The following is a 22,431-nucleotide window of genomic DNA, read 5'->3' as shown; positions in this document are numbered from 1 at the left end:
AGCGCTATTCATATGAATAGCGCTTTTTATTTGTAGATATACCATCATTATTAGACAGAACTAGCTGTTGCTTTTTGTTTTGCTTTTCCGAAGAAAACTACACCAACAATGATAATAATGATAAATGTCCATTTAATGAAAGGGTTACTTTCAAAAAATCCAGCAAACCATTTCTCATCTACAATCATTTTTGCAGCAGTATAAGCTAAAACCGCTGCTCCAATCGTAATGATGACAGGAAAACGATCCACCCATTTTAAAATCAATGTACTGCCCCATACGACTACAGGAATAGAAACTAATAGACCAATGATTACTAAAGAAAAGTTACCATGGGCAGCTCCTGCAACAGCGAGTACATTATCAATGCCCATTAACGCATCAGCGATAATAATGGTTTTAATAGCAGACCAAAATCCTTCTTCGGCTTTAATATCATGATTTTTGCCCTCAGCAATCAACTTGTAAGCGATCCATATAAGAAGTATACCGCCAATTAGGAGTAAACCAGGTATTTTTAATAACCAAACGACAACTAAGGTAGCGAGGGCTCTAATAGCGATTGCCCCGACAGTACCCCATATAATAACTTTTTTTTGTTGGTCTTTCGGTAATCTTCTTGCTGCTAATCCAATTACGATGGCATTATCTCCGGCTAACACTAAATCGATTACAATGATGGCAAGCAAGGCAGACAAATATTCAGATGAGAGAAACTCCATATACATATCACTCCTTATGGTTAATATGTGCTAAAGTGTTGATAATATAAAAAGGGTTGAAATTTTATATTCAATCCATAATTTCTTACTATATTTTGATAAATCTGTTTTAATTTCGTATAAGTCGCTTTTGCAATCTTTTTTGTTTTTCGATTCTTTTTCTTAATTTTCGATTCATCTTTTTAATACGGTTTTCTTTTCTACTATCCCAGTTATCACTTCTGATCTCATTAATAGATGTATCTTCCTTAGCGCGAAAACGCCTTACTTTTTTTACGAAGGAAAGGGGGATGTTGCCGATAACACCTTGTTTTTCTAACGAATCCTCTTTACCTAGACACCAATCAGGATGAGATAATAAATAATCGAAATCAAATATTATCTCGTATTTTTTATCCATATATGTATACCATTCATCTAAAGTACACTTATTTTTTGTATGTAAATATATTGATCCATCAGTCATAGCGCAGCACCAATAGTCAAAATAGCTCCATAGTACCCATTCTTTCGGTACATCTAGTGTTAAAATTACCATTTTTGAATTTGTTCTACCCCAAGCTTTATGATTTCGATTTGGGTAATTATTTGCTTCCCAGACCCAAATAGGATAGTTACCTTCGTAATGAGGCAATCTTGTTTTAGCAACGCGCACCATCCAGTCATATGAATATAAATCGTCTGGATCGATGAATTCTTTATTACCTTCTAAATAACCAAGTTTCTTAAATTGTTTCCAAGCTTCTTCAGTTTGTACTGTATATACGATCATATGGCACCTACTTATTTAAACTAAATTTTAGTATAACATGTGATTTTGAATTTTTATTGATATTAGAGAAGGGGGAATTTGAGTCGAATATACGAGGAGTAATTCCCAAAACGACAAAAAGACTTGATTCCCAGCTAAAGGGAATCAAGTCTTTTCATTACATACGATTATCATGCCAGAAGTTTAATGGGAAATGTTCGTTCTCATTATATGCTTCTAATTCATATCCTTTTTCTTTCAGTCCTTTAATAATTCCAGGTACTGCTTTTACTGATTGTGGATGAATATCATGCATAAGGATAACTTCTGTTGGATTTGTAGCACCATGTAACACGTTCTCTACAATTTTAGCAGATGCAGCATCAACTTGCATTTTGTTGTATTTCCAGTCTAAAGAATCAATTGTCCAATCCCAAACTTTTAAGCCATTTTCTACAACTTTGTTGCGAAGAGCTTCGTTTAATCCTGGCATAGAGCCGTAAGATGGACGAGTTAATACTGGTGATTTACCTAAAACACCAGCGATTAAGCCTTGGTCTTCCTTCATTTCATCTACGTAATGACCTTCTGTGTAAAGTTTCTTGTAGTTATGAGTCATACTGTGCATCCCAACGTAGTGGCCTTCAGCATCTTCGCGTTTTACAAGATCAGGGAAAGCTTTTACGTTTGAACCAATTAGGAAGAATGTTGCTTTTGCATTTTCTTTCTTTAACATATCTAAAAGCTCAGCTGTGTATTTTCCAGGACCATCATCAAATGTTAAATAAGCGACTTTTCTAACTTGCCCGTTATAATGTTTAGGAGCTTCTTTCGGAGCAAGAGATGTTTGAATCTCACTTACAAGTTGAACAGATTTTGCTTCATCCTCTGTACTAGCTAGAGCAGTATGTACTGATCCCAAAGCCGCTTCGTATGTGAATAATACCCCCGCACAAACTAACATAGCCCTTTTTACTAAAGTTGTCATTCGAATTCCATTGTGCATAATTTTCCTTCTCTCTATAAAAGTTCTACTCTACTATATTAGCAATTATAGGTAGGGAAATGCAAAAAAACTTTTTTACAAGTGTAAAAAAGTTTACTCAAAAGTATGCAAGATTTTATATCAATTGCAGTTTTGAAAAATAGGATGAATTTAAACTTTATTATTTAAACTTTCAATCATCAAATTTAAATCTTCTAATAAGGATGCATGCGCTTTTTTAGGAGAACCTGTATCAAAGGGAGGCTGAGGGTCGTATTCTAACATGAGTTGAACTGCTTTGCTTTTTTCATCTCCAAATTCCCAAGCTATTAACTGAAGGGCCATATCAATACCTGCAGATACACCAGCAGCTGTTATAATTTTTTCATGGCGCACGAATCTCTCTTCAGTTGGAATAGCTCCGAGAGAACGAAGTAAGTTAAAACAGCTCCAATGACTAGTAGCATTAACACCATTTAGTAGACCAGTAGCACCTAAGATTAAGGAGCCCGTACATACAGTTGTAGTCCACTTTGTCGTTTTATGTATTTGGAGAATCCAATTAAGAGTTTCTTCATCCTTCATAAGTTGTGTAAAGTTTGGTGGACGACATCCGGGAATAATAAGAATATCTGCTGAAGTAATTTCATTAAAATTGTAATCAGCATGTAAATAGCCCATTTTCGAATCTAATTTTATTAATCCCTTCGTTTTAGCAACAAATTTTATGTTGTTGTTGCTTTCTGCAGCAAATACTTCGTATGGACCAATAGCATCTAATGCAGTAATTCCATCATAGAGCATAATAACGATTTCCATTAAAACCTCTCCTTTATTTGTTACGAATTGAATCTAGTAACGATAAGGAAGATAAAATTATTGAATATTCTTTTATCGTTACTTTAAATATACTATACCCCTAATGTGTATCGCTTAGTGCAACTTTGTCAAAGGTGTGACAAAATCTATGAATAGGTTCATTTATTTTGAAAAGATGTATTCACTTATTTAATGGGTAAAAGTTTAATTTACTTGGAATTTCTATTAAAAACGATATGCAACTTTCACAGAAAGAAGAAATGAAAAATATAGTACTTAGGCTAAAGTCTTAAAACGAAAGGAGACTAATCATACTTTCGTATCATTTCATTTTCGTTCCAATTATTGATTCGAATATTTTTGTTTTTTATTAAAATATTGGTAAAGAAACAATTACATGAAAAAAGGAGTGGGAATATGGATAATTATATTTGCACTACATGTGGAGTACAGTATCCCGAAAATGAAGAAGCACCTTCTCGCTGTAAAATTTGTAATGAGGAAAGACAATATGTTAATCCAATTGGGCAGTCATGGACAACATTAGAAACGATGCAAAATAGCAATTTATACAAAAACGAAATAATAAAAGAAGAAAGCGGTTTGTATAGCATTACTACTAAACCTAAATTTGCGATTGGACAAACAGCATTTTTAATACAAAGTAAAACTTTAAATGTTATGTGGGATTGCATTAGTTATTTAGATGATAAAACGATACAACGTATATATGATTTAGGTGGTATTCAAGCAATAGCACTTTCTCATCCACATTATTACTCTACACAAGTTAAATGGGCGGAAACATTCAATGTACCTATTTATATTCATGAAGATGATAAAGAGTGGGTGGTTCGTCCGAGTAAGCAAATTAAATTTTGGTCTGGGGAGCATCTGATATTATCGGAAGAACTTACATTGCATCGTTTAGGAGGCCATTTTAAGGGTGGAACTGTTATACATTGGAAAGACGGTAATGAAGGGAAAGGTATTTTGTTATCAGGTGATATTATACAAGTAGTTTCGGATCGAAAATGGGTAAGTTTTATGTATAGTTATCCCAATCTCATTCCATTACCAGCGAATAAAGTTAGAGATATGGCAGAGAAGGTAAAAGATATCCAATTTAGTCGACTATATAATGCATTTCATGGTGTGGTGGAAGATGCGAATAAAGCTGTACAAAGATCTGCTGATCGGTATATAAAGGCCCTGCAAGGAGAACTATTTCATACGTAATAGCTTGTAATTCATCTCTATATTTATATAACTAATTTTATATGAATTTTATACTAAAGTCCTATTGTTTATTAACTAATAGGTCTTTCAACTTAGGAAGTTCACACTAATGAGGGATGTTAAAGGGAATATATGTAACCTATACTAATTACTATAAAGCTTTGGAAAATGAAAAGGAGGAGATTTGCATGAAGAATTGGGTTCAATTTAGAATTGCAAGACCAACAGATAAATTTGAAGAAGTGATAAGTTTTTATGAAACAGGATTAGGTTTAAAACGTATAGGGGAATTTCACAATCATGAAGGATATGATGGGGTTATGTTTGGCTTACCAGATGAAGAGTATCATTTGGAGTTTACTACACATGTTAATGGAAGTCCATGTCCGGCACCGACAAAAGATAATTTACTAGTTTTTTATATGCCTATTAAAGATGAAATTGAAAAGATAGTGAATCGATTAAGTAATATGGGCTATCATGAGGTAGAACCTGAAAACCCGTATTGGATAGAGAAAGGAACCACAATAGAGGATCCAGACGGTTGGAGAATTGTGCTTATGAATGCATCTGAATAAGAAAACTATTTTCATATGAAATAGAGTGTAACAAAATGATTTAGACATAAATCCCTACAGTGTTTGTAGGGATTTTTATATAAGAAATTTTTATTGAGAGAGTTATTAAAATGTAGAAAGTATTTTGGCTAAGAACAAATGTAATAAACATAATTTATGAAGGAGGTATAAAAGTATGATAGTAAACCATTTTGAAGAGTTTTCTAAACATGTTGGAAATACACCTCTCGTGAAATTAGAATGCAAAGAAACGAAGGACCTTTCTATCTATGCTAAATGTGAATGGCATAACCCTACAGGGTCAATTAAGGATAGGGCGGCACTTGGAATGATTAATAAATATTTACAAGAAGCGGACAAAAAACAAAATATTTTAGAGTATAGTGGTGGAAGCTTAGCGAGGTCAATTGGGTGTATTTGTAATTATTTAGGGATTCAATGCACGTTAGTTTTAAGTTCTGGAACCGGTAAATCTCTCTTAAATGAACTTGATCGTTATGGTGCTAACGTAATCTTAGTTGATAAATATAAAGGGTTCTACGCAGTAATTAAGAAAACAATAGAGATTAGCAAACAAAAGCCAGAATTATACTTTTTATTCCAACATTATAATAATGCAAATCTAGTAAGTCATATAGAAGGTACAGGGCGAGAAATTATTGCACAAATGAATGGAAAACCAATACATGCATGGGTAGCATCTGCTGGTACTGGTGGAACTCTAATGGGAGTCTATACAGCAATAAAGAATTATACAAAAAATGTTGAACTACATTTAGTAATGCCTGCTGAATTGCCTTATGGTTCGGAACAACCACCAAATGATTTAAAGAAATATGCTGGATCAGGTGGGTTCGGCTTAGGAAAGAAACAACATTTCATAGAACAGGAAGAAAATTTGATAGAAAAACAATGGACTTATTCATATGAAGATACCCTGTATGAAATGGCACGTTTTTACAAAGATACTGGTATAAAAATAGGAACTTCTGCGGCAGCGAATTTATTAGCAGCTAAACAAATTGGGAAAGAAAAAGGTGCGAATTTTAATGTAGTTACAGTTTTTCCGGACGCAGGGTCAATAGAAGAGTGGTCAGATGTAAAAAATTTAGTTGAAAAAATAGGTGATTGAGAGGACCATTAAAAGTTCTTTCGTAGTTTATATCTTATTCTACGCAAAATTGATACCATCAAAAAACTGTATGTTTAACATGTACAGTTTTTTAATGGTATAGCTGTGCAATGTTTAGAAATTTCACATACCGTATTTTAAAAATAAATATAGGAAAAACAAAAAGTAATGTAGAATATATCGTACATACATATATACAGTCAACATAAAAGATAAAGAGGTGGGTATATGTTACTTGAGGAAGTAATGCAGCAACTAGAGGAATATGGAACAGAACAAAATCGAAAAACGTATAAAAACCACGGAGCGAAAGAGCCATTATTCGGAGTTAGTTTTGCGAATCTAAAATTGTTAAAAAAGAAAATAAAAAAAGATCACGATTTAGCAGTTGAATTGTGGGAAACAAAAAATATGGACGCGATGACATTAGCAACTTATATTTTAGACCCAAAGAATATAACAGCAGAACAGCTTAATAGTTGGGTTCAGGATGTTGATTATTACTGTTTAATGGATGTTTTTATGACATCTATATGTACTTCGCCAATTGCAATAGAAAGAATGGAAGAGTGGACAAAGTCTAATGATGAATGGATTGGAAGAGCTGGCTGGTCTTTATTAGCAAATATATCGATTAAAAATAAAGCGTTACATGATGATTTCTTCTCTCCATACTTAGAAGAGATTAAAGAAAATATACATAATGAAAAAAATAGAAAAAAAGAAGCGATGAATAGTGCTTTAATCGCAATAGGAATTCGTAATGAAGACTTAGAGCGACAAGCGATTGAAATTGCACGTGAAATTGGAAAAGTAGAGGTTGATCACGGTACAACATCATGTAAAACACCAGATGCAGAAAGCTATATAAAAAAAGCGAGAGAAAGAGCTGAAAAAAAGAAAATGAAATAAGAAAAGAGGAACGGCTATGAAACCCATTGAAGCAGCACAAAGCATAATTACATCACAATTTCCGAATTGTGATGTAGCTTTACTCGGTGGAAGCGTTGCACGAGGAGAAGCGACAAAAACATCTGACCTTGATATTGTAATAGTTGACCAAAGTTTAACTTCTTGTTATAGAGAATCTTTCTATAGTAATGGATGGCCTGTTGAGGTGTTTGTTCATAATTTTACAACATATAAAACCTTTTTCAAAATGGATTGTGATCGAGGGAGACCGTCGTTACCACAATTAGTTTCAGAAGGGGTTGCATTAAAAGGGGAAAAGGAAATTGTTGAGAAATTAAAAAAAGAAGCGAATGATTTACTACATAAAGGACCAGCTAAATGGACCGAAGAAACGATTAAGCAGAAGCGATATTTTATTACGGATACTTTAGATGACTTTATTGGTGCAACAAAAAGAGAAGAAGAATTGTTTATCGCTAATTTATTAGCGGATTTAGTACATGAATATGTATTAAGAGTAAATGGTAGGTGGCTTGGGAGTTCAAAATGGTTTATTAGAGTGCTAAGAAGATATGATGAGCAATATGCAAACAAATTTGTAGCGGCTTTTGATCATTTTTATAAAACGGGAGAGAAAAATGAATTAATTCATTTTATAGAAATGACGTTAGAACAGTATGGTGGAAGAGTGTTCGAAGGATTTTCTATTGGTAAATAAAAAGGGGAGAGAAAAATGAATGTACCATATGTTCAATTAAGAGAATTGACACTAGATGATGTAGAAGATCGCTATCAATGGTCGTTAGATAGCGATGTAACAAAGCATTTAGTCGTACCAGACCAATATCCTCCGTTCACTCGTGGAGATACGAGAATCTGGATTGAAGCTTGTATAAGCCGAAAAAATGGTTATGAACAAAGGGCGATCGTTACTGAGAAAGGTATACATATTGGATGGGTAGACCTTAAAAATTTTGATAAAACAAATAAAAATGCAGAACTAGGAATTACGATTGGAAATAAAGACTATTGGGGGAAAGGATTTGGAATGGCAGCTCTAAACAGCATGTTACAAATAGGTTTTTCCCAGTTTGAATTGGAGAAAATTTGGTTACGTGTAGATGAAGATAATACACAAGCTAAAAAGAGTTATGAAAATGCCGGATTTGTATGCGAAGGGTTAATGAGAAATGATCGATTGAGACAGGGGAAGTTCATTCATCGCTATCGTTACAGTATATTAAAAGAAGAGTATGAATCAAAAAATAATAACCTATAAAAATATTATGTCAATTAAAAAGGGGAAGATAAAATGATTCGATTACTTACAAAAGCGGATGCAAAACAATATTGGGAGTTACGTTTACAAGCACTACAAGTAAATCCAGAAGCATTTGTAACGACTTATGAAGAAGCAGTACGTCAAGAAAACCCTCTTGAACGCGTTGCGGGTAATCTTTCATCCAACAGTAGTTTTACATTTGGTGCTTTTAATAATAAAAATCGTTTAGTTGGGGTTGTTACTTTATTAACAGAAGAAAAGGACGCATATAAGCATAAAGGGCATATCGTTGCAATGTATGTAGATACTGAAAATCGAAGAAGTGGTCTTGCACGTGATTTAATACGTAAAGCAATTGAAAGGGCAAAAGAGATGAAGCTAGAGCAATTGAACTTAGGGGTTGTGTCAACGAACGAACCAGCCAAACGATTATATGAATCAATGGGATTTAAAACGTACGGAATTGAAAAAAAGGCTATAAAAATGAATGGTGTGTATAGTGATGATGAACATATGGTGTTGTTCTTTTAAGAGAGGAAGTTTTGTATGAAAAAGGGGAAAATGCGACTATAAGATGGGGAGTTTGGCATATAGCAGATCATAATCGGTATCATCAAGCACATATAAGTCGATTGAGGAAATTATATAGAGAATATAAACTGCATATTCTTTAATTTTTGAATAAACAAACGCCCCTAAATAATAATTAAAGGAGGCGTTTATTTTTATTCGTTTGTTTTTCTTCCCAAGCTATCATTAAATTTTTATGATAATTTTTTGGTTTTTCAATAGAAAACCAGTAAATTGAATGTGCAATAGTTGGTAGCCATCTTTTATGGCAGATTCGTATATTTTCATGGTGAGTATAGTGGGTCGAGATTAAGGTAGATTTTGACCCTTAAAAATTTTGGTATGTAATATCCTCGATTTCATACCAATACACTTTATTCCCATGCAAATCTACTACAATTCCTTTATCATCCCAATAGGAACCTATATCGTTTGCACGTGTTTTCCATAAGGTTAGGGCATACTTTAGTAGCCATAAGGAGAAAAATATTGAAATAATTCCTAGTAAATCAAATTCTTCCATTAAAGATAAAACACTTATTAGAAGGAAAACAACTCCGAAAGAAAGTACAAATAAAATAGATTGTATAGAGGCTCTGTATATTTTCAGTGTTATCACATCCATAGAAGTAACTTATTTTTAAAATTATTTCTGTTTAATGTTTTTATATTAAGTATAATAAATGAATGAATGTATGTATTATTATCTTTTTCATTGCAAGTGAATGGAAAGTGAAATGTAAGTTTGTATGTAGATTTTTCATCGCGTATACTAAAATATATGTTATAGAGATTAAAAATTAAATACAAGGGGTTTTACGATGAAAGCAATTGTTATAGGGATACTGGCATCATTTTTCTTTGCCTTTACCTTTGTTTTAAACCGGGCAATGGACTTAGAAGGTGGAAGCTGGATTTGGAGTGCATCATTACGGTATTATTTTATGGTTCCAATGCTATTACTTATTGTTATGTATAGAGGGAACTTAAAGCAACTCTTTCAATATATGAAAAACAATCCGAAAGAATGGTTAGTATGGAGTATCGTTGGATTTGGTCTCTTTTATGCACCGCTTAGTTTTGCTGGAGCGTTCGGACCAGGTTGGCTCGTTGCATCAACATGGCAAATTACAATCGTTGCAGGGATTTTGTTAACACCATTTTTTGCGGTGGATCCACTACATAAAAAACTTCCGATGAAGGAATTAGTTATGTCGGGCATTATTTTATTCGGTGTTGTTCTCATGCAAGTAGAACATGCTTCTTCATTAGGTATTCGTGAAACCGTTTTATGTGTAGTTCCTGTACTTATTGCAGCATTTGCGTATCCTCTTGGAAATCGAAAAATGATGCAAGTTTGTAAAGGGGAATTAGATGTATTTCAGCGAGTACTCGGTATGACATTAGCAAGTTTACCATTTTGGTTTTTATTATCTGGTTACGAAGTATCAACTGGCGGATTACCGTCAAGTAACCAAGTTTTTCAATGTTTTATTGTAGCAGTTAGTTCTGGGTTAATCGCGACAATATTATTTTTCTTTGCAACAGATCTTGTAAAAGATGATCCACAAAAACTAGCAACAGTGGAAGCGACGCAGTCTGGTGAAGTTTTATTTGCGCTAGTAGGAGAGCTGATATGGTTATCTGCACCAATTCCGTCATCTTTATCTTGGGTTGGTATGAGTCTCGTTATTATTGGAATGATACTTCATAGTTATGTAGCTGTCGTTGTAAAAAAAGAAGAAAAAATAACGGCGTAATGAGATTAGCTCTTTTTATTAAGAGTTAGTCTTTTTTCATAGAAAGGGATGAAAATATGAATTTACAGCGTGTTGAACAAATTGAAAAAGATTCAATATTAAATGTGCTACAATATGCCGTCGGTCCAAATGAAATAAGCTTAAAGAAGGCAGTAATATTTTATCAAAGTAATAAAGGGACTTTGTACAAATATGAAGAAAAAGCTTGTATAGGTATTGAAGTAATCGGAGCAACTAAAGCACGAGTATGTCATATAGCAGTGGCTTCAGATTATCGTCAAAAAGGAATTGCACTGCAAATGATTAAAGAAGTGGTAAGGATATATCAATTGACTTATATAGAAGCAGAGACAGACGATGGGGCGGTAGAATTTTATAAAAGAATTGGTTTTCAAGTTAAAAGTTTAGGAGAAAAATATATGGAAATCGAAAGATTTCATTGTTATTTGGAAAAATAGTATAAAAATATGCATATGGAGTATAGCTTGAAAAAATAAGATTTACATTTTTCTTCATTTAATAAAACTCTCGCTTATCATTCTCTACGATTTTAATAGAGTTTTGAGGCTTCAGTACACCCATATACATATTTTTGTAGTAATGAATATGATTAAGTTAAAAATTAAGAAAAATATGATAATATATTTATATAAAAGTTTAAATTTACGTGGCTAGTGAGGGAACCAATATGAAAATGAATGAAATAGTAGCAAGCACACAATTTCCAAATACAATCGAAACAATAACAAAAGATTTAAAAGCATTAGGAATCGAAAAAGGAATGACAATTATCGTTCATTCATCGCTAAGTTCTATCGGATGGATATCTGGTGGTGCGGTTGCCGTAGTAGAAGCATTAATGAAAGTTGTTACGGAAGAAGGAACGATAATAATGCCAACGCAATCTTCGGATTTGTCCGATCCGAAACATTGGTCAAGACCACCTGTACCGGAAGACTGGTGGCAAATTATCCGAGATAACGTCCCTGCATTTGATTCACGTATAACCCCAACAAGGGGAATGGGTGAAATAGTTGAATGTTTTCGTACATATCCGAATGTAGTACGTAGTAATCATCCGTTAGGAAGTTTTGCTGCATGGGGAAAACATGCAGTAGAAATAACAATGAACCATTCATTATCAATGAGCTTTGGAGAAGAATCTCCATTAAGAAAAATATACGATTTAGACGGGTACGTATTATTAATTGGTGTTGGATATGATTCAAATACGTCTGTTCATTTATCCGAGGTGCGTACTGGTGCATGTGAGTTAATACAAGTAGGAGCACCTATTATAGAAAACGGTGAAAGAGTGTGGAAAGAGTTTGTTGAAATGGATTACGAATCTGAGAAGTTTGTAGAAATTGGTGTTGAGTTTGAGCGAAAAGGAACTGTAAAAAATGGGAAGATAGGGAATGCAACGTGTCGTCTAATGAAACAGCGTGATATAGTTGACTTTGGAACAGAATGGTTTCGTAAGAAAAATTAGTAAGGGATGGTTACAATGAAAGGGAAAAAGGTATTAATTACGAGCGGTGGTTGTCTAGAAAAATGGGATCAAGTACGCGGGCATACGAATATGGCTAAAGGTACAATCGGAAGGATAATCGCAGAAGAACTTCTAGCTAAAGGGGCACATGTTATATATTTACACGGTTATTTTGCGGAGAAACCGAGCGATGTACATAGAGGGTTAGAATTACATCCATTTGAAGGGATTGTTGATTTACAAGATAAAATGAAAAGTATCATCACACATGAAAAGGTTGATGCGGTTATTATGGCAGCGGCTGGATCAGATTGGATTGTGGAGAAGATCTGTGATCAAGATGGTAATGTTCTTAATATGAACGGAAAAATTTCAAGTGATATTGCACCGATTATTCACTTTCAAAAGGCTCCAAAAGTATTAAAACAAATAAAAGAATGGGACCCAGAAACAGTACTTATTGGTTTTAAACTTGAAAGTGATTTAAATGAAGAAGAACTGTTTGAAAGAGCGAAAAATAGAATGAAAGAAGCAAGGGCGAATGTAATGATTGCGAATTCACCACATTCTTTATATTCGCGCGGAGCTGTGCATTATGTAATTGGACAAGATGGTAAAGGGAAGTTGTGTAATGGGAAAGATGAAACAGCGAAAGAAATTGTCAAAAGCTTAGAGGTATTATGTAATCGTGTCACTGCTTTTTAAAATTAAGTTTTTAGATAAGAATGAATCCGCATAGTAATAAGTAAGCGAAACTTTAATTGGTGGGAATTTTACTTTTACACGAATGTGAAGCGTATATCAATCAAGAGCTATACACAGAATAATTGGTGAGGAGTGGATTCTATGGAACATTTATTAAAGCAAGCTATTAAACTTAGAAACGAAAAGAAATATGCGCAGTCTAAAGAGATGCTTATAGGATTAACAAACTTTACAAAGGATGCAGAAGTACTGTATCAGTGTGCGTGGATACATGATGTAATGGGGCTAGAAACAGAAGCAGTTCCGTATTATGAGCAGGCAATCGCAAATGGACTTGATGGCGAATCCCTTTGCGGTGCTTATATTGGTCTAGGAAGTACATATCGTTGTATAGGGGAATATGAAAAGGCAATTACAGTATTAGAAGCTGGGGTGAAAAAATTCCCAGAGAACGATCCGATGAAAGTATTTTTATCATTAGCAAAATATAACGTAAACGATCACGAGTCAGCGATGAAATTATTACTTGAAACTGTCGTGAAAGTAGAGGAAGTAAAAGAATTTGAACGTGCCATTTCATTTTATAAAGACCACTTAAATGAGGTTTTTAAATAAAGGAGTGAACGTATGAATGTTACACTATCGCGAAGGCGAAAAGGTATTTGGATTGGACTCGTCTCTTTAATTATGCTATCAAACTATTTATTGTATGCTCTTCCAATAGTACCAGCTGCGCCGAAAGAAGTTGTACTTGGGTCATTATTAGATTGCATGTTTGTCATTCCAATCATCACGTATTTCTTCATTATTCGAAAAAGGTACTCGTTAACGTATATAGTTCCTGTTGTAATAGCTGGTTATATTTTTGCAAGATTTATTATTCCAAGTGACTATTTACAAGATTTTTCATACGTTTCTTATATTATAGTTGCAGGAGAAATTGCTTTTGTATGTTTAGAGTTATTCCTTCTATATAAAATTGTTAGAAAGCTTCCTACCATAATAAAAAAATATAAAGAATATAAAAGTGAGTACTCTTCATTTTCTTATGCAATTGATGCTGCGTTTGACGCTACTATGAAAAGAAATAAATTAATAGATATCATTGTAACGGAGTGTAAGTTAATCTATTATGCATTTTTATCGTGGCGTGAAAAAGTACCAGAAGGTGAATACGTATACTCATATCACAAAAAGACTGGTGCAATAGGTGTATATATCATGATCATCCATGCGACCTTAATAGAAAGTATTGGTTTTCATTATTTGCTACACCAGTGGAATCCAGTAATAGCACGGATTTTACTTATTTTAAATGTATACGCGATGATTTATTTTATAGCTGAAATACAAGCGATGCGTAAAAATCCACTTAACGTAACAGAAGAACAAGTAATCATTCAAATTGGATTAGGAAAGAAAATTGTTATACCATTTACACAAATTGATAATATTGCGTTCTACAAGGGTGATGAATTGCTAACGGCAAAAGAAGGGAAACAGGTATTGGATGCAACTGTTATGGAGTTCATAAAAGAACCTGCTACTTTTGAAATAACATTAAAAGAGCCAGTGAAAGCACAGTTGTTATATGGATTTTCTAAAACAGTAAGTCGTGTGCACTTAAATGTTGATGAAGAACGAAAATTTTATGATGCGGTTAAGGAAAAGTTAAAACATGAGTAATAGTGCTGTTAGTTACATAAAAACAAATAAGCTTCCGTTAGAAGTGAAAAAATATGAAACATGGATAGTGAAAAACTCTTTCTAAATAAGAAGGAGTTTTTCTTGTGTACTTGTATAAATCATTATATAAAAAACTATATACTTCTTTATCGTTAGATAAATGGATATAATTGAGGATAGAACTAGTATAAGGGGAAACAAAATAATGAATAAGTTACTTACATCGAAAGGTGAAATTATAGAAAGAAAAATCCGATATAACTCAACAATAGTAGATCACAATTGCTTATTACTTGAAAAGCAATCACAAAGTATCGTTTTATTTCACGAGGTGCAGTATTCATTTACAATGATTGCAAATGATACTAAGTTAACAATTCCAAAAGGGAGTTATACAATCGCATATTACTGGAAAGATTGTCCGTACAATTTATACGTATGGAGAGATATAAAAGGGAAGTATTTAGGTTCCTATTTTAATATCGTAAAAAATACACAAATAAAAGACGAAGTGGTTTCCTTCGAAGATTTAATCATCGATATTATGGTACTTCCTAATGGAGAATACTTCATATTAGATGAGGATGAATTACCAGAACCATTAGGGAATTTCGAAGGTGGTTATGTGAAGAAAGCTCTTTATGGACTGAAAGAAATCATTCAAAAAGAGCTTCCACAAATAGTTTTGGAGACAGCCAGGGTGCAGAAGAACTAAAATTTAATTACATAAATATTTTGAATGGAAATGAGTAGTCTCAAGTTATATGATCTAACTTTTTTGATAAATCTAAGGTTAGTAGCATATTTCTTGAGATTACTTTTTTTGTAGAAATTTCGTTGCTTAGTTATTAAATGGATTTTAAATTTATGAAATAAGATTGACTGAATAAAGTTCAGTCGTTTATGATTGAATCAGATTCAGTCGCAGGAAAAACAAAGTAGGAGATGACCTATGAAAAGAATATCAAAAGAACCAGATATAAGACGGCAAGAGTTAATGGATATTGGTTTTGAACTATATATGAAAAATGGTATGAAAGGATTTGGCATAAAAGATGTTGTGAATCATGCAGGTGTAGCAACGGGCTTATTTTATTATTACTTCAAGTCTAAAGAGATTTTTGTTGATGAAGTTTTAAATGACTGTATTGTGAAAAATATGGAGTTAATTGAAGAAATACTTGTTTCAAATGAACGGTCTGTCATGCAAAAGATGAAAGATTCACTAGATATATTTTGGACATTTATTGAAAAGTTAGCACCCTATAAAAATGTGAGTTCGTTTCAGACGGAACAACATTTTCAACTGGAACAGAAATTATTCGCACGTATGCAACCGTTAATTAGACAAGTAATTGAAGAGGGAGTAAACATAGGGGTTTTTTATACTGATAACTCATTATTAGCTTCTGGGTTTATTCTATACGGTCTTAGTAGTATTGCTCATTCAGAAGTAAAGTTGAATCTAGATACAAAACAAGAAATGGTTAATTTAGTATTAACTACACTACGATACAATCAAAAGGAAGGAGAAAGTTTATGAAAATTATTATCGATGGAAATAATATCTCACAAGAGCAACTTATAGAATGGAAAAGAGAACGGATAAAAAAAGTATTATATACATTAGGACATAAAGAGCTTGAAATAAATGATACAGACGTCATGATAAAACAGCTAACGGAAATAAAGTTGCGATATACATACAATGAAATGTACGAAAAGTTGAAATCAAAACTTAGATTAAGTGCAATAGGTATGCGTATCTGTACTCTTTTATCTGGTGATAGACGAAAATTTTCGAAAACTAGTATTTATTTAGACGGGATTACAGCAGAAGTAGCTATACATGGAATTGATAGTTTGATGCTTGAACAATCACGTGAAAATAACAAAGTGAATTTATCTGCTTGTCCTGATCACTATGTACTAAGACCCTTTGGGGAAAATGAATTAGAGGTTATCGAAACTACTGGTAATTCTCCGTTTCCAGTTCAATTTTTCATTGTTTTTGGTGACGAAACCGGATTGAAAACACCGAGAGATAAATCTTATCAATACCAATCAACAGGTGTTGCACGTATGAAAGATGGTACTACTATTGGTGGAGTTCGACATCAATTTAAAGATACTGATACAGGGATAGAAGTAAGTCTAGTTGTTGAGTTCCCAGCCCTTTGTCCTAATAGTCTAATTAAATCCCATCAAATGCATTTAGCGTGTGAGTTTTCTTATTGGTTACAGTGGATTAAAAATCAGAAAAAATAGTAAGTAAATGATATCGTTCAAATAAACAACAGTAAAAATATTTAAACGAATCATATGTATGTTTTGATAAAACCCAGTTGACTTATCGGAAATATTTGTATAATATGTACTTAATTCCATAACGTATTGCTGATTGGAGAAACCAAAGGCATTTTATCTGTTGATAAAATGCCGTTGGTTTTTTTATTGCACAAATACTGAATCTGTTCATTTATATGAATCATTTTAAGGAGGGGAAGAAATGACTGTTTCAATTGATGGGGTATCAAAATATTTTTTGAAACAAACTGGTACTGTTCAAGTATTAGAGAATATTAATTTTCAATTAGAGAAAGGGGACTTTGTTACAGTAATTGGTCCGAGTGGGTGTGGAAAAAGTACATTACTAAAAATTGTTGCAGGTCTAGATAATGATTTTGAAGGGGAAGTTGTTATTGATGGGGAGTCTATCTTAAAACCGAGTAAGAAACAAGGTTTTATTTTTCAAGAACATAGGCTTTTTCCGTGGTTAACGGTTGAAGAAAATATAGCGGCAGATTTGTCGTTAAAAGATAAGTATGTGAAAGATAAGGTGAGAGAATGGGTTGAAATCGTTCGGTTAGATGGCTTTGAAAAATCGTATCCGAAAGAAATTTCAGGCGGGATGTCACAACGTGTTGCGATAGCGAGAGCGTTATTAAGAGATCCGAATGTATTATTACTTGATGAACCTTTTGGAGCGCTAGATGCTTTTACTCGAAGTCATTTGCAAGAAGTATTGCTAAATATTTGGGAGCAGAAAAAAACAACAATGATATTCGTTACACATGATATAGACGAAGCGATATATCTTTCAAACCGGATCATCATTATGAATGCAAAACCAGGGAAAATACATAAAGTGATTGAAAATAATTTACCTTATCCGCGAAATAAAACTGCTCAATCGTTCCAACAACTTCGAACGAAAGTATTACAGCAGTTTGAATATGGAGGATTGATTCAAACAAGTATATAGGAAAAGGGTGATTTTATATGTATAAAAAATTTAAAGTTCTTTCTTTTGCTTTAGCTATATCAATGTTTTTATTAGGATGTGAAAAAAGTACAGCAAGTAGTAAGAAAGAAGATGTAACAATACAAATTGGTATACAGCAAGGATTAAGCCCGCTATTACTAGCAAAGAAAAAGGGATGGTTTGAAGAGGAGTTTAAAAAAGAAGGAGTTAAAGTGAAATGGACAGAGTTCCAAAGTGGACCTCCTTATTTTGAAGCAATCGCATCAAACCGGTTAGACTTTGGTGAAGTAGGGAATTCTCCAGTCATTTCAGCGCAAGCAGCAGGTATTGGATTTACGGAAATCGCCAATACAAGTTATGCGAGAAAAGGAACTGGAATTCTCGTTCAAAAAGATAGCAAGATTGCGAGTGTAAAAGATTTAAAAGGTAAAAAAATTGCAGTAGCAAAAGGAAGTAGTGCCTTTAATTTATTATATCGAGCGCTTGATAAAGAAGGTATTGATGTAAAAGATGTAAATGTCATTCAATTACAACCAGATGAAGCGCAGCCTGCATTCGAATCAGGATCAGTAGATGCATGGGCGATTTGGGACCCTTTCATATCATTACATACGTTAAATAAAGGTGCGAAGGTGGTTGCAGACGGTGAAACATTAAATGTCTCTTCACCAGAATTTTTAATTACGAGGACAAAATTTGCGAAAGAACATCCAGAATTAGTTGAGAAATTCCTCAAAGTTTATGAGAAAGCACGTGTATGGCAAGATGCTAACTTAGATGAAGCAATAAAAGTGTACACTTCTGTAAAAAAGATAGATGCAGAGATTGTAAAAGAAGTGTTTAATCACGACAAACCAATTTTAGTTCCGGTAACTAAGGAAATAATAGCAGAACAACAAAAGACAGCGGATTTTCAATATAAGCTCGGTTCTATAAAGAAAGAAATTAAGACGGAAAAAGTTGTAGATAATTCTTTCGTAGAAAAAGCATTGAAAGCGAAGTGAAAAGAGGTTTTGTAAAGTGGAAAATACGAAAGCTGTTATGAAACCAGCGAGTATAACGATTAAGAAAAATGGCATAAAGAAGGTACGAAAGTTAAATGTAAAAGTTTTAGTAAGGGCGATTACTATACCGGTTATTATATTAATAATTTGGCAGTTGGCTGGCGTATTCGGTCTTGTTTCTAAAACAGTTTTACCAACACCATTAGATATTTTTCTAGCGTTCCAAGAGCTTATTAAAACAGGAGAGTTATTCGGCCATTTAAGTATTAGTGTATTCAGGGCTGCGGCTGGTTTCATTATTGGTGGGGGCTTAGGAATCATTTTAGGAACGATTGTTGGATTTTCAACGAGAATTGAGCAATATTTAGACCCATCTGTGCAAATGTTAAGAACTGTCCCTCATTTAGCTGTTGCGCCGCTTTTCGTATTATGGTTCGGTTTCGGTGAAACATCGAAAGTGCTATTAATTGCAGATGGTGCATTTTTTCCTTTATACGTGAACGCATTTTTAGGTATTAGAGGTGTGGATTCAAAGTTATTTGATGTTGCGAGAGTATTAGAGTTTAGCAAAAGAAAACTAATTACGAAACTAATTTTACCATCTGCATTGCCTAACCTTTTACTAGGAGCAAGGTTATCGTTAGGTGTTGCATGGGTGAGTTTAGTAGTAGCAGAACTTATGGGATCTACAGAAGGTATTGGTTATATGATTATGGATGCAAGGCAATTTTCAAATACAGATATCGTATTTGTCGGCATAATTATCTTTGCATTTGTTGGGAAGTTTTCTGACTCTCTAGTACGTTTACTAGAAGTGAAGTTTTTAAGATGGCGAGATAATTTTAAAGGTGAGACTGGGAATTAACATATAAATTTTTAGGGGTAATTTATATAGAATTTGTTAGTATACGTTTCAAAATAAATAAGGGGTGTGTAAAGGTATGGAATTATTATGGTTTATTCCGGCTTATGGAGATGGTCGATATTTAGGAACGACAAAACGAGGAAGAGCAGCTGAATATGGTTATTATAAGCAAGTTGCTGCGGCAGCTGATTATTTAGGATATACGGGTGTTTTACTTCCAACTGGTCAAGGATGTGAAGACCCTTGGGTGTTAGCTTCAGCTCTTGCTGCTGAAACAGAAAAACTAAAATTTTTAGTAGCAGTGAGACCAGGACTAATGTCACCTACAGTTGCAGCGAGGATGGCATCTACATTTGATAGAATTTCAGATGGGAGACTACTTATTAATGTAGTAGCTGGAGGAGATCCAGTTGAACTACAAGGAGATGGATTATATCTGGAGCATGATGAAAGATATGAAGCAGCGGATGAATTTTTAAAAGTTTGGAAATCGACATTGCAAGGTGAAACGATCTCTTTAGAAGGAAAACATATTCAAGTTACAGATAGTAAAGTTGTATTCCCGCCAGTTCAAACACCATATCCTCCTATATATTTCGGAGGATCATCAGCTGCTGGAAAAGAAGTAGCAGCTGAACATAGTGATGTATATTTAACGTGGGGAGAGCCACCAGAGCAAGTGAAAGAGAAAATAGAAGAAGTAAGAAAACTTGCAGAAGAGAAGGGGCGTACAGTACGATTTGGCATTAGATTACACGTAATTGTAAGAGAAACAGAAGAAGAAGCGTGGGAAGAGGCAGAACGTTTAATTCAATATGTGGATAATGAAACAATTGAGCTTGCTCAAAAGACATTTGCAAGATATGATTCGGTTGGTCAAAAGAGGATGACACATTTAAATAAAGGTACGAGAGAGTCGTTAGAGATAAGCCCTAATTTATGGGCTGGAATCGGACTTGTAAGAGGTGGGGCAGGTACTGCACTTGTAGGCAATCCACATACAGTAGCAGAAAGGATAAAAGAATATGAATCGTTAGGAATTGATACGTTTGTTTTATCAGGATATCCGCATTTAGAAGAAGCGTATGAGGTCGCAGAATTGTTATTCCCATTATTGAAAGACGAGAAGAAAGAAGAAAATAAAATTGTTGGTGAAATGATTGCTGATGCATATGCATTAAAAAAATAGTGAGAAATAAAGTTTCACATATTTATTGCTTTATTTTGTTCACTGCCTGTTAATACGGGATAAAAAACCCGCAAGTTATTCGCTTGCGGGTTTTCATCGTAAATTATTAGAAAATATGGTAAAATTAAAGGGTAACTTAAGGTGCGGTTGGTTGTTCAATTATCACTTCTCCGGGTAGGAGGGGGGTGATAATACGTGAGTGAAATAGCGTTGCTACTGCAAGGTGGACTGTTTCTCGTTGCATTGTTAACGTTCGTCGTCGTTTTAATAGACAAGCTCAAAAAATAACAACCCACCTATGCTTATAGAATGTGGGTTGTTTTGTTTGTAAGAAACAAATAGGATAAATGAACAATCCAATCTGCTAAGTTACGTGGACTAGTGTGTAGCCGCACACTAGTCTTTTTTATTTATATACAATTTATAATTGGTTTATGTGATTGTATTGTTCTTTTCATACTCATTATAACACAGTGTCTTTTCATCAAGAAAGGAGACCGTATGTTCTGGTTCCTGTTATATAGTAGGTGCTTTTTCTTTAAACAGCCCATCCATATACTGTTTTAAACTTTGGACATAAAATTTCTGCGTATTCACATTATTTACACCGACAATCGGCGATGGAAGGTCAAATCTTTTTTCTGATAAATGAACGACAACATCAAAGATGTCAAACAAACGAATGAAGCAAAACAGGCCGTCTTTATCGCTAAGTAAAATAAAGTAATGATTTTCACTACTTGTATTTAGCGTATTCCATAAAGAACTTTTGCTTAAATCACGTACAATGCTTTTTTCTTTTAGTTCCACGAAATCTGCATTTGAGAGAATGGTAGAAATATCAATTGCATCTTGATCTTCAAAGTAGCCATCAACTGTTTGTACAGCGAATGTATAAGCCATTTTTAATACACTCATTTTATATTTACGGTTATCTAATAGTAATTCACGTTGAATAGAACTCGCTACTTTCGTTACACGTTCCTCTTTCCAAATTTCATTATGTAAGGAAATATCATGCTTTTTACATAGTTTCATAATTAATGCATTAGAATAAAGAATCTCGTCGCTTACTTCGACAACATCAGTCTCAGCAGCCGCAAGTTCCTCACCGTGCTCATTCGTATAGAGTGGGGAATCAATTTGTCTTTTCATTTGTTCAATCTTAAATTGACTCAATTTATGCCTAATTAAAGGACGATCAATATTTGTTGTCATTTGTTCATGACAAGTATCACAAATTGAGTTTGTGAAATAATATCCACATAATATTTCTGGAATGACATATTGTTCACTAAGTTCTTTCGTATCTTTTCTGCAAATGATGCATTGTGTCATTTTTATCACCTTTACCTGCAAATTTGTATGTAATCTCATTGTAGTGTATTTATTGGCATTTTGGAATATTGTAAAGGAAAATATTATGTGAAATTCATACTTATTTTGGTACAATGAAGAGAAGTGCTAGTTTAAAG

The 22,431-nt window shown here is 33.6% G+C and carries 27 protein-coding genes and 1 pseudogene; 22 read left to right on the top strand and 6 right to left on the bottom strand.

The annotated features are described in order from the left end of the window. Positions 1-50: 50 nt before the first annotated feature. The 4 genes from H6481_RS20015 to H6481_RS20000 form a co-directional block, all read right to left on the bottom strand. On the bottom strand, positions 51-722 hold the full coding sequence (locus tag H6481_RS20015; protein ID WP_053564170.1) for a TerC family protein: 672 nt from the start codon (positions 720-722) through the stop codon (positions 51-53). A gap of 109 nt (positions 723-831) precedes the next feature. Continuing rightward, a complete protein-coding gene (locus tag H6481_RS20010) occupies positions 832-1,494 on the bottom strand; it encodes a DUF3841 domain-containing protein (RefSeq protein ID WP_098014861.1) in 663 nt (220 codons plus the stop codon). Positions 1,495-1,651: 157 nt separating this feature from the next. Further along, complete coding sequence (locus H6481_RS20005) at positions 1,652-2,479, bottom strand: peptidoglycan-N-acetylglucosamine deacetylase (protein WP_000551449.1); 828 nt, start codon at positions 2,477-2,479, stop codon at positions 1,652-1,654. Positions 2,480-2,629: 150 nt separating this feature from the next. Beyond that, positions 2,630-3,277 (bottom strand): DJ-1/PfpI family protein, encoded by a 648-nt coding sequence (locus H6481_RS20000; protein WP_000407025.1) that lies wholly within the window; start codon positions 3,275-3,277, stop codon positions 2,630-2,632. Positions 3,278-3,694: 417 nt separating this feature from the next. Here H6481_RS20000 and H6481_RS19995 point away from each other — a divergent pair, with 417 nt between their 5' ends. The 8 genes and pseudogenes from H6481_RS19995 to H6481_RS19960 all read left to right on the top strand — a co-directional run. Continuing rightward, positions 3,695-4,516, top strand: coding sequence for an MBL fold metallo-hydrolase (locus H6481_RS19995; RefSeq protein ID WP_000371021.1), 822 nt, complete (start codon positions 3,695-3,697; stop codon positions 4,514-4,516). A gap of 188 nt (positions 4,517-4,704) precedes the next feature. After that, complete coding sequence (locus H6481_RS19990) at positions 4,705-5,094, top strand: VOC family protein (protein WP_000800667.1); 390 nt, start codon at positions 4,705-4,707, stop codon at positions 5,092-5,094. Positions 5,095-5,269: 175 nt separating this feature from the next. Then, a complete protein-coding gene (locus H6481_RS19985; protein ID WP_182812931.1) occupies positions 5,270-6,226 on the top strand; it encodes a pyridoxal-phosphate dependent enzyme in 957 nt (318 codons plus the stop codon). Positions 6,227-6,454: 228 nt separating this feature from the next. After that, positions 6,455-7,138: a DNA alkylation repair protein gene (locus tag H6481_RS19980; RefSeq protein WP_088020674.1), complete on the top strand. Its 684-nt coding sequence runs from the start codon at positions 6,455-6,457 to the stop codon at positions 7,136-7,138. Positions 7,139-7,154: 16 nt separating this feature from the next. Continuing rightward, the gene (locus tag H6481_RS19975; protein ID WP_000802433.1) at positions 7,155-7,856 is read left to right on the top strand and encodes a nucleotidyltransferase domain-containing protein; all 702 of its coding nucleotides are present in this window, start codon (positions 7,155-7,157) and stop codon (positions 7,854-7,856) included. A 15-nt stretch (positions 7,857-7,871) separates the two neighbouring features. Then, positions 7,872-8,417 carry a GNAT family protein gene (locus tag H6481_RS19970; RefSeq protein ID WP_023522259.1) on the top strand — a complete coding sequence of 182 codons (546 nt, stop codon included), beginning with the start codon at positions 7,872-7,874 and terminating at the stop codon, positions 8,415-8,417. A gap of 33 nt (positions 8,418-8,450) precedes the next feature. Then, positions 8,451-8,951: a GNAT family N-acetyltransferase gene (locus tag H6481_RS19965; RefSeq protein ID WP_182812928.1), complete on the top strand. Its 501-nt coding sequence runs from the start codon at positions 8,451-8,453 to the stop codon at positions 8,949-8,951. A 5-nt stretch (positions 8,952-8,956) separates the two neighbouring features. Then, a pseudogene (locus H6481_RS19960) lies at positions 8,957-9,094 on the top strand (DinB family protein); the annotation flags it as partial. A 224-nt stretch (positions 9,095-9,318) separates the two neighbouring features. Here H6481_RS19960 and H6481_RS28915 read toward each other — a convergent pair. Then, positions 9,319-9,513 (bottom strand): hypothetical protein, encoded by a 195-nt coding sequence (locus tag H6481_RS28915; protein WP_237655332.1) that lies wholly within the window; start codon positions 9,511-9,513, stop codon positions 9,319-9,321. Positions 9,514-9,811: 298 nt separating this feature from the next. Between H6481_RS28915 and H6481_RS19950 the strand changes: the two genes are divergently transcribed. From H6481_RS19950 to H6481_RS28725, 14 genes are all read left to right on the top strand, one after another. After that, on the top strand, positions 9,812-10,750 hold the full coding sequence (locus H6481_RS19950; protein WP_000644593.1) for a multidrug resistance efflux transporter family protein: 939 nt from the start codon (positions 9,812-9,814) through the stop codon (positions 10,748-10,750). A 56-nt stretch (positions 10,751-10,806) separates the two neighbouring features. After that, complete coding sequence (locus tag H6481_RS19945; RefSeq protein WP_088020676.1) at positions 10,807-11,208, top strand: GNAT family N-acetyltransferase; 402 nt, start codon at positions 10,807-10,809, stop codon at positions 11,206-11,208. Positions 11,209-11,438: 230 nt separating this feature from the next. Beyond that, positions 11,439-12,242, top strand: coding sequence for an AAC(3) family N-acetyltransferase (locus tag H6481_RS19940; protein ID WP_000783341.1), 804 nt, complete (start codon positions 11,439-11,441; stop codon positions 12,240-12,242). A 15-nt stretch (positions 12,243-12,257) separates the two neighbouring features. Beyond that, entirely contained in the window at positions 12,258-12,947 is a 690-nt protein-coding gene (locus H6481_RS19935) for a phosphopantothenoylcysteine decarboxylase (RefSeq protein WP_000676727.1), read from the top strand. A gap of 141 nt (positions 12,948-13,088) precedes the next feature. Then, on the top strand, positions 13,089-13,562 hold the full coding sequence (locus tag H6481_RS19930) for a tetratricopeptide repeat protein (protein WP_000400637.1): 474 nt from the start codon (positions 13,089-13,091) through the stop codon (positions 13,560-13,562). Between the two features lie 12 nt (positions 13,563-13,574). Then, positions 13,575-14,633, top strand: coding sequence for a hypothetical protein (locus H6481_RS19925; protein ID WP_182812926.1), 1,059 nt, complete (start codon positions 13,575-13,577; stop codon positions 14,631-14,633). Between the two features lie 205 nt (positions 14,634-14,838). After that, the gene (locus H6481_RS19920) at positions 14,839-15,348 is read left to right on the top strand and encodes a DUF402 domain-containing protein (protein WP_023522254.1); all 510 of its coding nucleotides are present in this window, start codon (positions 14,839-14,841) and stop codon (positions 15,346-15,348) included. Between the two features lie 237 nt (positions 15,349-15,585). Then, positions 15,586-16,176 carry a TetR/AcrR family transcriptional regulator gene (locus H6481_RS19915; protein WP_023522253.1) on the top strand — a complete coding sequence of 197 codons (591 nt, stop codon included), beginning with the start codon at positions 15,586-15,588 and terminating at the stop codon, positions 16,174-16,176. Next, positions 16,173-16,901 carry a hypothetical protein gene (locus tag H6481_RS19910; RefSeq protein WP_182812924.1) on the top strand — a complete coding sequence of 243 codons (729 nt, stop codon included), beginning with the start codon at positions 16,173-16,175 and terminating at the stop codon, positions 16,899-16,901. Before H6481_RS19915 ends, H6481_RS19910 begins: the two co-directional genes overlap by 4 nt. Positions 16,902-17,142: 241 nt before the next feature. After that, the gene (locus tag H6481_RS19905) at positions 17,143-17,898 is read left to right on the top strand and encodes an ABC transporter ATP-binding protein (RefSeq protein ID WP_063547626.1); all 756 of its coding nucleotides are present in this window, start codon (positions 17,143-17,145) and stop codon (positions 17,896-17,898) included. A gap of 17 nt (positions 17,899-17,915) precedes the next feature. Then, the gene (locus H6481_RS19900; RefSeq protein WP_023522250.1) at positions 17,916-18,902 is read left to right on the top strand and encodes an aliphatic sulfonate ABC transporter substrate-binding protein; all 987 of its coding nucleotides are present in this window, start codon (positions 17,916-17,918) and stop codon (positions 18,900-18,902) included. Between the two features lie 16 nt (positions 18,903-18,918). Further along, a complete protein-coding gene (locus tag H6481_RS19895) occupies positions 18,919-19,767 on the top strand; it encodes an ABC transporter permease (RefSeq protein WP_097960899.1) in 849 nt (282 codons plus the stop codon). Between the two features lie 76 nt (positions 19,768-19,843). After that, on the top strand, positions 19,844-20,956 hold the full coding sequence (gene ssuD, locus H6481_RS19890) for an FMNH2-dependent alkanesulfonate monooxygenase (protein WP_043938042.1): 1,113 nt from the start codon (positions 19,844-19,846) through the stop codon (positions 20,954-20,956). Positions 20,957-21,151: 195 nt separating this feature from the next. Next, positions 21,152-21,244 (top strand): putative holin-like toxin, encoded by a 93-nt coding sequence (locus H6481_RS28725; protein ID WP_001289320.1) that lies wholly within the window; start codon positions 21,152-21,154, stop codon positions 21,242-21,244. A 228-nt stretch (positions 21,245-21,472) separates the two neighbouring features. Here the strand turns inward: H6481_RS28725 and H6481_RS19885 are convergent, their stop codons facing one another. Beyond that, positions 21,473-22,294, bottom strand: a complete 822-nt coding sequence (locus H6481_RS19885) for an HNH endonuclease (protein WP_000189715.1) — start codon at positions 22,292-22,294, stop codon at positions 21,473-21,475. Positions 22,295-22,431 lie beyond the last annotated feature (137 nt).

Origin of the sequence: Bacillus sp. ME78 (assembly GCF_903970865.1) — a bacterium.
GTDB classification, from domain to species: Bacteria; Bacillota; Bacilli; order Bacillales; family Bacillaceae_G; genus Bacillus_A; species Bacillus_A cereus.
Note: the sequence above shows the minus strand (reverse complement) of the source record. Positions and strands in the feature narration are given on the sequence as shown.